Consider the following 12,044-nt stretch of genomic DNA (forward strand, 5'->3'; position numbering starts at 1 on the left):
CGGGCCACCGCGTCCCCGCCCCCCCGCCCCCCCCCGTCGGCTCCGACCCCGCCCTACGGCCACCCCGCGCCCCCGCCACCGGGGCCGCCGCGGCGTAGGGGGTGCCCCCTACGCCGCGGCGTCCGCGGTCGGCAGCACGATCTCGAAGCGGCAACCCCCCGGTACGTTGCGCACATCGGCGCGACCAGCATGAGCCTCGACGATGCCCCGCACGATGGCGAGGCCGAGGCCGGCTCCGGCCGGAGGGGTCCGGGCCTCGCTGCCGCGCCATCCGGTGTCGAAGACCCTCGGCAGGTCTTCGTCGGGGATTCCCCCGCAGCAGTCGGTCACCGACACCACCACCCCGTCCGCGCTGCGCTCGGCGGCGACCGCGACGGTGCCGTCGGCAGGAGTGTGACGAATGGCGTTGACCAGCAGGTTTGCCAGCACCCGGGTCATTTCCTTGCCATCCACCTCGACCGGTACGGCGGCCACCGGCTCGCCCACGAGCCGCACGCCGTGTTCCCGGGCCAGCGGGTCGGCACCGGAGAGCGCGTCACCGATCAGGTCGTACACCGACATACGGCTGGTGGTCAGCGCGAGCGCCCCAGCGTGGATGCGGGAGAGCTCGAAGAGGTCACCGACCATGGAGTTGAGCCGGTCCACCTCGGTACGGATCTGGCGGTGGTAGCGGGTCGGGTCGGCGACCACGCCGTCTTCCAACGCCTCTGACATGGCCCGCAGGCCCGCGAGTGGCGTTCGTAGGTCGTGCGAGATCCAGGCCACCAGTTCACGCCGCGAGGATTCAAGAGCCCGCTCCCGTTCCCTTGAGGCCGCGAGCTTGGCACTGGTGGCGGCGAGTTCCCTTGACAGGTGGGACAGTTCGGCGGTGGCGGGGGCCAAGGGCGCCGCGAAGCTCCCGCCGTCGCCGAAGTCACGGGCGGCGAGCGCCAGGTCCCGGCTGCGGGCCACCACCCAGCGGCCCAGTAGGAGGGCGGTGGCCAGCGAGACCACGGCAGCCATCGCGACGACCAGAGTGACGACCTTGAGGTCGTGCGGGGACAAGAACATCGCCTGGGCGACCGCGAGGGTACCGGCGAGCATCGCGGTGACGGCCACAGCGGCCACGACGGCGAGCGATACGGCGACGGAGCGTCGACGCACCGCTCGCAGGGCCAACGCACCGAGCAGACCCGCGCAGGTGGCACCGGCGAAGGCGAAGGCGGCGATCAGCAGCAGGTCCTTCATGCGGCGCCCGCTTCCGGCCGCTGCGCGGTGTCTTCGGGCGTGGTCGGCACGGCCTCCGGTTCGAAGCGGTACCCGACGCCCCACACCGTCTGGATGAGCCGGGGCTGGCCCGGGTCCTGCTCGATCTTGCCTCGGAGCCTGCGTACATGGACGGTCACCGTGGACAGGTCACCGAACTCCCAGCCCCATACGTGCCGCATCAGCTCTTCCCTGGTGTGGGCCCGGCCGGGGTGGGTCAGGAAGTGGGCGAGCAGATCGAATTCCCGCAGGGTCAGCGCGAGTTCCTGCCCGTCCCGTTCCGCCCGGCGGGTCCGGGGGTCCAGGCTCAGACCCGCAGCCCGCAGCGGCCGGGTGGCAGTGGGCCCGGCTCCCGGCTCGCCGCCCTCCCCTCGGCTGCGGCGCAGCACGGACTCCACCCGCAGAACGAGTTCGCGGGGGCTGAAGGGTTTGGTGACGTAGTCGTCGGCGCCCAGCTCCAGTCCGGCGATGCGGTCGTCCTCGTCCCCGCGCGCGGTGAGCATGATCACTGGGACGGGCCGCTGGGCACGGAGGCGGCGACACACCTCGAAGCCGTCGACCCCGGGCAACATGAGGTCGAGCACGACGAGGTCCGGTCGGCCACGGGCGGCGCTGTGCAGGGCGGCGACACCATCGGCGGCCTGCTCCACGAGGAAGCCGGCCCGTTCGAGATATCCGCTGACGACCTCGGCGACCGTCGGGTCGTCGTCGACGACCAGGATCCGGCCGCCCGCGGCCTGCTGTGGGTGCGGGGCGCTGCTGTTCATAGGCTCAGCCTCCCATCTCATGGGGTGACCGGTCGCGCGCCGATGGCCCCCCGCGGGCTGACGTCCGCGTTTCGTAAGGTGTGGATCGCACTTCGGACCCTCCTGGATTCCTACGGTGGGGAGGTGACCGTAGACGTGGTACTTCCCTGTTTGAACGAGGCCGAGGCGCTGCCCTGGGTGCTCGCCCGCATCCCCGCCGGGTGGCGGGCCCTGGTCGTGGACAACGGCTCCACCGACGGCTCGGCGGAGATCGCCCGTGCTCTGGGCGCCACCGTGGTGCACGAGTCGCGGCGCGGGTTCGGAGCCGCCTGCCATGCGGGGCTGATGGCGGCCGAGGCAGAGTTCGTCTGCTTTTGCGACTGTGACGCCTCACTCGACCCCGGTCTGCTGGCCGGATTCGTCAGAACCGTCGCGGACGGCGGCGCCGACCTCGTACTGGGTCGTCGTCGGCCTCGGACGCTGGGAGCCTGGCCGGTGCACGCCCGCGCCGGCAACCTGGCGCTGGCCCGGATGGTGCGCCGGCGCACCGGTCTGAACCTGCGCGACCTGGGGCCGATGAGGGCGGCGCGCCGGGAAGCCCTCGTCGGGCTGGCGTTGACCGACCGGCGCAGTGGCTACCCCCTACAGATGGTGGTTCGGGCCGGTGAAGCCGGCTGGCGGGTGCGGGAGGTCGACGTGCCCTATCTGCCCCGCTCCGGCAAGTCCAAGGTCACCGGGACCTGGCGGGGGACCTGGCAGGCGGTGCGGGACATGCGCGCCGTGCTGGACGCCGCCGGTCCGGCGGCTGTGGTGTCGACCGGCGGTGCCCGGACGGCGACCTCGGGGGGCGGGCGGTGACCACTGTTCTCGTCATCGCCAAGGAACCGGTGCCGGGCCGCGTGAAGACCCGGCTCACCCCGCCCTTCACACCGTCACAGGCGGCACGGCTGGCCGAGGCCGCTCTCGCGGACACCCTTGAGGTGGTCGCCGCCTCGGGGGCCGACCGCTGCGCCCTGGTACTCGACGGGTGCGCCGGGCCCTGGCTGCCGCCCGGCGTGGAGGTGGTCCCGCAGTGCGCCGGGACGCTCGACCAGCGCTTGGCGGCTGCCTTCGCCGGTTGCGAGGGCCCCGCGCTGCTGATCGGGATGGACACCCCTCAGGTGAGCCCGCAGCTCCTGGCTCCCGCGCTGGGCCCCACGGCCTGGCAGGAGCACGACGCCTGGTTCGGCCCGGCCACGGACGGCGGCTTCTGGGCCCTGGGGCTCGCCGCCCCCGACCCGGCGCTGCTGCGCGGAGTCCCCATGTCGTTGCCGCAGACCGGAGCACTGCAGTACGAGCGGCTGCACTCCGCGGGACTGCGCGTGGGACGGCTGCCCGAGCTGCGCGACGTGGACACGGCACAGGACGCCCTGGAAGTGGCGGCGTTGGCCCCGCACGGGCGTTTCGGCGCCCTGCTCGGACAACTGGCACCGGCGGTGGGCGTATGAACGCGCTCGACACCCGCGAGGGCGGTCCGGGCGCCGCATGGCGCGCGGATCCGTACAACGACGCCCTGCGGGCGGGCAGGGGTCCGCTGTTCCTGCGCCGGTCGGACGGCTGGCTGCTGCCCCTGGAGGTGGAGCGCTGGTGCGAGGCCCCCGATACGGCTGACTGGAGCGTGCTCGGGCGGTGCCGCGGGGCGGTGCTGGACATCGGTTGCGGGCCCGGCCGGTTGGTGGCGGCATTGGCCGCTCGCGGCCACCGCGCCCTGGGGATCGACGTCAGCCCGGAGGCGGTGGCCCGGACCGTGCGGTCCGGGGCCAGCGCCCTGTGCCGCTCGGTCTTCGATCCGCTGCCCGGGGAGGGTCGCTGGGACACCAGCTTGCTGATCGACGGGAACATCGGGATCGGCGGTGATCCCACCGCTCTGCTGCGCCGGATGGCGGCGGTGACCGCACCAGGCGGGGTGCTGATCGCCGAGTGCGCGGCCTTGGAGGTGGACGAACGCTGTGAGGTCCGGGTCGTGGACGGGCACGGCAGCCGAGGTGCGCCGTTCGAGTGGGCTCGGGTGGGGGTGCGTGCCCTGCACGCCCACGCGGAGGCGTCCGGCTGGGGGACGCTGCGTCAGTGGACGGTGCAGGGAAGGCACTTCGTGGAGCTGGGGCGCGGGCCTCAGCTGCCGGTACGACGGGACCTCAGCCGGTTCATGACGACCACCAACGCGGTGATCAGCAAGATGGCTGCGAGCACCAGCGCCAGATTGCGGCCGTAGGGCAGCGGCAGCGCGGAGGGATTGGGCGGGGCGCCGGGGCGCAGCAGCAACGGAAGTGTGATCAGCACTACCGCCCCGCCGGCCGCCAGCGCTCCGCGCACCACACCGCGGGTCCGGGCCAGACCCACGATGAGCAGGCCCACGGCGAGGATGAACGGGGCGATCAGGGCATCGTGCAGAACGAGCGCTCCGCCGAGCCAGAGGCCGACCTCCCAGGGATCTGGCTGTACCAGCACCTGCTTGACGCCGATGGCGATCAGCACGATGCCGAGGGCGCCGAGCGTCAGGCGCAGGCCTCGGGCGGGGCGGTGATCGGGGGTGGTCTTGCTGTTCACAGCACCTCCAGGCGTGTGACCCACTTGGTCTGTAGGACTCCGGGACGGTTGGGCGCGATGATCCGGGCGGGGTATCCGTGACTGGGCGAGAGCACTTGGCCGTTGAGGCGGAGCGCGAGGAGCGTCTTGGGGTCACGGGCGTAGGTACGCCCCATCTCCATGACCCGGTAGGCGCCCCGGGTCTCCAGGGAGACCACGCGCAGTGCCGCGTCGGGGGCGGCTCCCGCCCGGTCGAGGAGGTCGCGGATGCGCACCCCGCTCCAGTGCGCGTTCACGCTCCAGCCTTCCACGCAGGCGATCGGTAGCCGGGACTCGTTCTGGGGCAGCGCCGCGAGTTGGTCGAGCGTGAGGACGTACGGGGTGGGGCCGACCACTTCCAGGCGCCAGTCGCGCAGGGCCGAGGCACTGATGCCGGCGGCGGCCACGGTGCGGTTGACGGGCAGGCCCTGCGGGCCGTAGTCGGGATTGCGGGGCGCGAGCAGATCGAGGTCCTTCAGTGGGGTGAAGGACTGGCCCACGGTCGTCAGGGTCACCGCGCCGACGGCCGCGCCGACTCCCAGCAGCAGCGAACGCCGGTCCGGGGCGTCGGCTGCCGGGAGAGCGAGGGTCCCGGGCGAGCGCCGGCTCCAGTGGTCCCTGATCTCGGGGGCCTTGACGGCGATGTGCAGCAGGATCGATCCGGCCACCACCCAGGCCACGGCGAAGTGCACGGGCACGAACGAGAACGGCCAGGGGTACCACTCGGCGATGTTCAACAGCCCGGTGAGGACCTGGAAGACGGCGGAGGCCACCAGCAGCGCCACGGAGAGCCGTTCGAGCCCGTGGCGCACCGAACGGACCGGGGGCCAGATGAAGAGCCGCGGGTAGACGGTCCACAGTTTGGCAAGCAGCAGGACGATCGCCGCGAGCCCGCAGGCGATGTGCAGCCCTTGGGTGATCCGGTAGCCCCAGACGGGACGCGCCGGCAGGTGGCCGGCCAACCAGCTGGGCGGCTGCTGGAGGTAATGGCTGATCAGGCCGGTCAGGAAGCACACGGCAAAGGCTGCTCCGAGCAGGCGGCCGAGCGCGGTGGCGGTACGGGGGTCGTGCAACCGACCAGAAAATCTCATGTCCCCATGACACCGCCGAGTCCGCCCCGGCGGGCGGTTCGACACCTTACGAAACGCGGACGGTGGGCCGTGTCCGGCGGATTCCGCTGAGATGCGCTGCCAGTCTGGGGCCATGTTCCGCCGCACCAGAACTCCGCTGCCGATCCCGGCCCCCGCCCCGGTCCGCACCGCCGCTCCCGCTGACGGAGGGGGGCCGTCAACCGTTCGCCGCACGGTCCTCGTGGCCGTGCTGCTCACCGCGCTGACGGCCGTGCTCGTCGCCACCGTCCGAAAGGACGGGTACCACCGCGACCCGGCTGGCTTGAGCTGCTGGTACGCGGCTGCCTGGCTGCTGTTCGCCGCCGCCGCCTACGCGGTGTGGCGGCTGCCGGTGCGACGGGCGGTGCCGCTGATCCTGCTGGGTTCGGTGCTGGTGGCGGCGACGGGCCTGGTAGCAGGTCCTCGTACCAGCACCGACTCCTACCGTTACGTGTGGGACGGCAGGGTGCAGGCGGCTGGTCATTCGCCCTATGACTACGCGCCGGCCGATCCGGCCCTGGTCGACCTGCGCGAAGACTGGCTGTTCCCGCGGGGCCCCGAGTGCGCTGGGCCGGACCGTGCCCCGGTGGGCGCGGGGGTGTGCACCCGAATCAATCGTCCGCAGGTGCACACGATCTACCCGCCGTTGGCGGAGGGCTGGTTCCTGCTGGTGCAGTCGCTCTCCCCCGCCGATGCCCGGCACAAGCCTCCGCAGGTGGGCGGCGCGCTGCTCGCCGTCGGCGTGACGGGGGCGCTGCTGTTGGTGCTCCGGCGCCGCGGGGATCCTCGGAGCGCCGTGTACTGGGGCTGGTGCCCGGCCGTTCCCGTGGAGGCGGTGAACAACGCCCACGCCGACGTGCTGGCGGTGCTGTTGTCGGTGCTGGCCCTCGGCGTGGTGGTGCGTCACCGGCTGGCCGGCGGTGCATTGTTCGGTCTGGCGATCGCCGCGAAGATGCTGCCGGCGGTCCTGTTGCCGGGCGCCCTGTCGGGCGTGCTGTCCGGGCTCCGCGCCGGAACCCGGACGTGGGCTGACCGGTTGCGCCGGGCCGCGGCCGTGCTGCTGCCCGCCGCCGCCGTCGTCGGCCTGCTGTACGTCCCGTACGTCCTGCTTTCACGCGGCTCCGTCTTCGGCTTCCTGGGCGGCTACGTCAAGGAGGAGGGCTACGAGGACGCTTCCGCCAAGGGCCGCTATGCGCTGTTGAGGCTGGTCCTGCCCGACGACTGGGCGCTGCCGGCCACCTTGCTGGTGCTGGCCCTGGTGGTGGGGCACGTCTTGTGGCGGGGCGATCCGCTGCGTCCCTGGCGTGGCGCACTGGCCGTGACCGGCTCGGCGTTCTTGCTGCTGACCCCGGGCTACTCCTGGTACGCGCTGCTCCTCGTCGCCCTGGTCGCGCTGGACGGCCGCTGGGAGTGGCTCGGCGTGGCGGTGGCCGGCGTCGCGGCCTACGTGAGCGCACGCTGGCTGGGAGGAGGTACGGGTACCGTCGCCTACGCCCTCGCGGGCGCCATGGTGGCCGCCGGATGGTTCGCCCGGGGTCGGGCCGCGCGGGGAGCCCGCGGCGAATGGCCCCTTCAGCGGGCCCGAAGGGCGGTCGCCAGCTGAGCCCGGGAGCGGACGTCGAGCTTCTGGTAGATCCGGGTCAGGCGCGCCTCCACCGTCTTCACACTGAGGAAGAGCATCGCCGCCGCCTCCTGGTTGCTGGCTCCTTCACTGACGAGCAGGGCCAGGCGCGCCTCGGCCTCGGTCAGTGCCGCGGTGGCGGGATGATTGGCCCGGCCGGTGGTCTCCGCGCGGGCCGGGGCGTCCACGGCGAGCTCCGCCCAGGGCTTGGCCCCGCACTGGGTGAACACCTCCGCCGCCGCCTGGAGCGCCCGGCGGGCCGGCGCCTTCCTGCGTCGGCGCCGTTCCACCCGGGCGAGGGTGAGGAGGGTGCGCCCCCGCTCCACCGGGAGCTCCAGCACGGCGAAACGTTCCGCGGTGTCCTGGAGCAGCCCGACGGCGGTGTCGGTCTCGCCCCGCACGGCCAGGCACATCCCGTGCGCCCGGTTCAGAGCGGCGACCACGGTGTCCCGACCGAGGTCCTGAGCGACCTCGCGGACCTCGTCGATGAGCCGGGCCGCCTGGTCGGTCTGGTCGGCGGCCACCAGTGCCTCGGCGAGTTCACCGTGCCACCGCAGGATCGAGGGGTCCACCACCTGCTGGGCAGCCTCCGAATCGGCGACCCGTCGCAGGGTGGTGACGGCCCGTGTGGTCTCCCCCATGGCCAGTTCGACCATGCCCAGGGCGTACAGGCTGCGGGAGAGGAACACCTGGTCCTGTTCCTCCTCAGAAGCCTGGACGCCGCGCCGCGCATAGCTCACGGCGCGGCGGAAACTACCTCCGGTCGCCTCGGCCAGGGCCGCCACGTACCAGGCGGGCCCCGGTGAGAGGCCGGCTTCTATGGTCAGGTCCACCGCTCGGCGGGAGTGGCCGAGGGCGGCGGCACAGCGTCCACGGCGGAGCTCGACCTCGGTGAGGCTGCGTAGGACCTCGAAGACGTCCTCGCTGGAGCCGGTCCGCTCCACGGCCGGTAGCAGGGTCAGGAGTTGCTCGCGCGCGTCGGTGAGCCGGTCATCGAAGAGGGCGTGGCGGACCGCGAGGTACTGGGGGGCGTTGCGCATCACCAGCGGCACTTCGGGCGCGGGCAGGGCGAGCGCTTCGGCGAGGATGTCCTCGGCTCCCCCGTCACCGAGGATCCGGCCCATCCTGGCGCTCACCGTGAGCGCCATCGCCTCGGCGACGGGGTCGCCGCCGATCCGGGCGAGTTCGCCGGCCTCGGCCGCGGCATGGCGGGACCGTACCGGGTCCCCGTCGCACAGGTTGAGCTTCCAGGCGGTGCGGAGTTTGAGGGCGGCCAGCAGGGAGGGGTCGCCGGCCGCGTCGTCCAGGGCCCGAGCGAAGGTCTCGTCCAGCTCACCCAGTGCTTGGCCGGCCGAGTCGATGACGGCCAGGCGGGCCCGCACCCGGTCGGCCGGGGAAGCGTCCCGGGCCAGCACGGCACGGGTGGCCCGGCGCGCCAGGTCGGCCCGGCCGGCACAGCCGGCGTCCTCGGCGGCGCCGACGAGGCGGGCGAGTTCGGCGCCGGGTTGGTCCAGGGGGGTTCGGTCCGCGGCGAGCAGGCCGAGTTCCGCAGCCAGGGTACGGTCCCCGCGACGGCGGCACACGGCAGCGGCGGCGTCCACTTCGGCGGCGAGCGCCTCGTCGGCGGTGTCGACGGCCAGGGCCCGGTGCCGCGCCGCTTGGACGGGGTCGGGGCAGGCCGTCGCGAGGGCGGTGTGTGCGACGGACCGCTCGGCCCATCCGGCGTCGGCGGCAAGGACGGTGGGCAGTACGCCGGCGGTGAAGGCGACGGCGCCGTCTTCACCGATGGTGACCAGCCCAGCCCGTTCGGCATCGGCGAGTTCGGTCTCGGCGTGCAGGCGACCGGCACGGCGCAACAGGGCCGTGGTGGGACGGGCGGCGAGTGCAGCGAGCAGCAAGGTGGTGTGCGCGGCGGGTGGGCCCTCGGCGAGCAGTCGGCGGGCGGCTTCGCGGGCCTGCCCGGAGACGGGCAGCGGGTCGGCGTGGTGCACGAACTCCCTCACCTCGGCGAGCGAGCGGCCCAGCGCGAGGGCGAGTCGGGGGTTTCCGCCGCTGGCCCGGTGGATGCGGCCGGCCAGTCGGGACGGGAGCCGATGGTGGACGAGGAGCTCGGCGACCTCGTCGGCACCCATCGGAGGCACCCTGATGGTGGGGGTGCCGGGGCCGCAGAGGGTTTCGGCGGCGGGGGCACCGCTCTGGACGCATTCGGTGGCCAGGACCCGCACCCGGGGCGGGGCGTGGCGCAGCGCGAACCGCAACAGGTCCACGCTTTCCGCGTCGAGCCACTGGGCGTTGTCCGCGACGATCAGGACGGGGGCTTCCGCGGCGAGGGAACGCAGCACCTCGACGAAGGCGAGCCGCAGGGCGACACCGTCGCGTCCCGCGCGCGGGGCGTCCCGCTCGCGGCGCAGCAGGGCGATGGCAGTGCGCTGTGGTCCGGCCAGGTGGTCCAGGGCTGCGTGGGGGACGGAGATGAGCAGAGCGGCGGCACTCGCCTCGGGTATCCAGCGGTCGGCGGCTTCGGGCGCCAGGGTCAGCACGGTCTCTCCCCGGGCCTCGGCGAGGCCCGCGACCGCGGCGGCGACCGCACTCTTGCCCACGCCGGCCGGGCCGGTGAGCACGGCCCGCCCGCTGTTGGAGGTCAGTGCGCGTTCCACTGCCGTGGTGAGGTCGCTGCGCCCGACGGGCGCGTCGATGTCGGTCCACGCCTCCACGGGCCCCCCTGTCTCTCGGTCTCCGGGCCGCTGTGCCGTTCCGCCCCTGTGCCCTTTCTGTGAGCGCGAGGATACGAGTTCGACCGCCGGACTGGACCCGAGTGTGACGCAGAAATCAGCCAGCTGACCGAAATGACCGTCGGACCTGCCGATGCATGAGGCATCGGCAGGTCCGAGGTGGCAATTGGACCGAACTTCTGTTGGTCAGGTCAGAAGGTCAGGCTCCAGGAGTCGATGTATCCGACGTCGTAGCGGGCGGTGTCCTGAACCCGCAGCTGCCAGGTGCCGTTGGCCGCCACGGCCGAGGCGTCCACCGTGTACGTGGTGATGAGGTTGTCCGCGCTGCCGCCGGAGGCGTTGTGCAGGCGAGTGGTGGCACCGTTCGGGGCGACCAGGTCGACCAGCAGGTCCCCGCGGTAGGTGTGCTTGATGTCCACGGCAACCTTGAGGTCGGCCGGAGCGTTGCCGCTGACTCCGCTCACGGTGATCGCGGAGGAGACGGAGCCGGCGTTGTCGGGGATGGCCACGTCATCGGAGTTGGTGAAGGTGGAGCCGGCCGGCGGGGTGGTGCCGCTCACCGCCGCCACCGTCTTGGCGGCGTCAGCGAGGCCGGCCCCGCAGCCACCGGTGCAGGTGCCGGCGAGCGTACGGGCGTTGGCCTTGATGGCGGCTTCGATCTGGGCGGGGGTCAGCGAGGAGTTCGCGGACTTCATGAGCGCGGCGAGACCGGCGATGTGCGGGGCCGCCATGCTGGTGCCCTGGTACGGCTTGTAGATCTCCGATCCCGGGGTGGTCGTGCCCGAGTTCAGGGTGGAGAGGATGCCGTTCTCCGGGGTGGTGACAGTGCCGGGGGTGTCGGTGGCCCGGCGGGTCTCACCACCCGGGGCGGCGATGTCGATGATCGAACCGTAGTTGGAGTAGAAGGAGCGGTCACCGGTGCGGTTGGTGGCAGCGACGTTGATGACGTTGCCGCAGCTGGCCGGGGAGAAGCCGCTGGCGTCCGCGTTGCTGTTGCCGGCGGCGACCACGACGGTGGTACCGCGGCCGACTGCCGCGTTGATGGCGTTCTGGTAGCTGGTGCCGCAGGTACCCGATCCGCCGAGGCTCATGTTGATGACCTTGGCGGGGGTCGGGTTCGCCGGAACACCGGCGACCGAACCGCCGGACGCCCAGGTGATGGCGTCGACGATGTCGGAGGTGGAGCCTCCGCACTTGCCCAGCACCCGCACGGGCTGGATCTTGGCGCCGTAGGCGATGCCGACGACGCCCTTGCCGTTCCCGGTGGCGGCGGCGATGGTGCCCGCCACGTGGGTGCCGTGCCAGGAGGAGTCGGAGGCTTTGGAACCGAAGCCGCACTCACCGGCGGAGTTCCAGTCGCCGGCGTCGGACGGGTCGTTGTCGCGACCGTTGCCGTCACGGGCGTAGCTGGCACTGGAGATGAAGTCGTAGCCGGGGACGATGTTGGCGGCGAGGTCCGAGTGGGCCACGTAGCCGGTGTCGATGACGGCGACGGTGACGCCGGAGCCGGTGGTCTTGTCCCAGGCGGCGGGAACGTTCATGCCGGCGGTGGACTCGAAGAGGTCCCACTGCTTGGCGTACTCGGTGTCGTTCGGAGTGGCCAGGGCGTACGCGCGGGAGTCGGGCTCCACGTACGCCACGTCCGGGTCGGCACGGAACTCGGCCATCACGTCGGCGGCGTCGGCGGCGTCAAGCGTGCCGCCGAGGTCGACGAGGGCGGCGCCGGTGCCGAGGCGACGCTCGAACGCCACCGATTCGCCGGCCTTGCGGCCCTTGCTCTGGGCGTCGGCGGCAGCCGCCTTGTTCGACCGGGCTTCGGCGGCGTTCGACTTGTAGCCGACGATCAGGTTCTCGACCGGGGCGGTGGGGCTGGGGACGGCTGCCGTCGTGGCGGCGGCCGGAGCCGCTGCGGGCAGGGACAGCGCCATCGAGGTGGTGGCGGTTCCGGCCAGCAGGGTGGCGGAGACCGCCACCACCGATATGAGCC

The 12,044-nt window shown here is 72.8% G+C and carries 10 protein-coding genes; 4 read left to right on the plus strand and 6 right to left on the minus strand.

Annotation, left to right across the window (positions count from 1 at the left end):
* Positions 1 to 108 precede the first annotated feature (108 nt).
* Together ACFYMC_RS16080 and ACFYMC_RS16085 are read right to left on the minus strand one after the other, a co-directional pair.
* Positions 109 to 1,227, minus strand: coding sequence for a sensor histidine kinase (locus tag ACFYMC_RS16080; protein WP_388524747.1), 1,119 nt, complete (start codon positions 1,225 to 1,227; stop codon positions 109 to 111).
* Positions 1,224 to 2,012: a response regulator transcription factor gene (locus ACFYMC_RS16085; RefSeq protein WP_388524749.1), complete on the minus strand. Its 789-nt coding sequence runs from the start codon at positions 2,010 to 2,012 to the stop codon at positions 1,224 to 1,226. The genes ACFYMC_RS16080 and ACFYMC_RS16085 overlap by 4 nt, the downstream gene beginning before the upstream one ends.
* 123 nt (positions 2,013 to 2,135) lie before the next feature.
* On the opposite strand from ACFYMC_RS16085, the gene ACFYMC_RS16090 reads away from it, so the two are divergent.
* Genes ACFYMC_RS16090 through ACFYMC_RS16100 form a run of 3 tightly spaced genes read left to right on the plus strand, consistent with a single transcriptional unit; the run spans position 2,136 to position 4,242 of the window.
* Positions 2,136 to 2,849, plus strand: coding sequence for a glycosyltransferase family 2 protein (locus ACFYMC_RS16090; RefSeq protein ID WP_388524752.1), 714 nt, complete (start codon positions 2,136 to 2,138; stop codon positions 2,847 to 2,849).
* A complete protein-coding gene (locus tag ACFYMC_RS16095) occupies positions 2,846 to 3,478 on the plus strand; it encodes a DUF2064 domain-containing protein (protein WP_388524754.1) in 633 nt (210 codons plus the stop codon). Before ACFYMC_RS16090 ends, ACFYMC_RS16095 begins: the two co-directional genes overlap by 4 nt.
* On the plus strand, positions 3,475 to 4,242 hold the full coding sequence (locus ACFYMC_RS16100; protein ID WP_388524756.1) for a class I SAM-dependent methyltransferase: 768 nt from the start codon (positions 3,475 to 3,477) through the stop codon (positions 4,240 to 4,242). Before ACFYMC_RS16095 ends, ACFYMC_RS16100 begins: the two co-directional genes overlap by 4 nt.
* On the opposite strand, the gene ACFYMC_RS16105 is transcribed toward ACFYMC_RS16100, so the two are convergent.
* Together ACFYMC_RS16105 and ACFYMC_RS16110 are read right to left on the minus strand one after the other, a co-directional pair.
* A complete protein-coding gene (locus tag ACFYMC_RS16105; RefSeq protein ID WP_388524758.1) occupies positions 4,143 to 4,577 on the minus strand; it encodes a hypothetical protein in 435 nt (144 codons plus the stop codon). The genes ACFYMC_RS16100 and ACFYMC_RS16105 overlap by 100 nt on opposite strands.
* On the minus strand, positions 4,574 to 5,686 hold the full coding sequence (locus ACFYMC_RS16110; RefSeq protein WP_388524760.1) for a molybdopterin-dependent oxidoreductase: 1,113 nt from the start codon (positions 5,684 to 5,686) through the stop codon (positions 4,574 to 4,576). The genes ACFYMC_RS16105 and ACFYMC_RS16110 overlap by 4 nt, the downstream gene beginning before the upstream one ends.
* Before the next feature lie 112 nt (positions 5,687 to 5,798).
* Here ACFYMC_RS16110 and ACFYMC_RS16115 point away from each other — a divergent pair, with 112 nt between their 5' ends.
* Entirely contained in the window at positions 5,799 to 7,307 is a 1,509-nt protein-coding gene (locus tag ACFYMC_RS16115) for a hypothetical protein (RefSeq protein WP_388524762.1), read from the plus strand.
* Here the strand turns inward: ACFYMC_RS16115 and ACFYMC_RS16120 are convergent.
* Together ACFYMC_RS16120 and ACFYMC_RS16125 are read right to left on the minus strand one after the other, a co-directional pair.
* Positions 7,277 to 10,039 carry an AAA family ATPase gene (locus ACFYMC_RS16120; protein WP_388524764.1) on the minus strand — a complete coding sequence of 921 codons (2,763 nt, stop codon included), beginning with the start codon at positions 10,037 to 10,039 and terminating at the stop codon, positions 7,277 to 7,279. The genes ACFYMC_RS16115 and ACFYMC_RS16120 overlap by 31 nt on opposite strands.
* A 209-nt stretch (positions 10,040 to 10,248) precedes the next feature.
* Positions 10,249 to 11,985 carry a S8 family serine peptidase gene (locus ACFYMC_RS16125; RefSeq protein ID WP_388524959.1) on the minus strand — a complete coding sequence of 579 codons (1,737 nt, stop codon included), beginning with the start codon at positions 11,983 to 11,985 and terminating at the stop codon, positions 10,249 to 10,251.
* Positions 11,986 to 12,044: the final 59 nt, after the last annotated feature.

The organism is Streptomyces sp. NPDC006879, from assembly GCF_042869595.1.
In the GTDB taxonomy this organism is placed as follows: domain Bacteria; phylum Actinomycetota; class Actinomycetes; order Streptomycetales; family Streptomycetaceae; genus Streptomyces.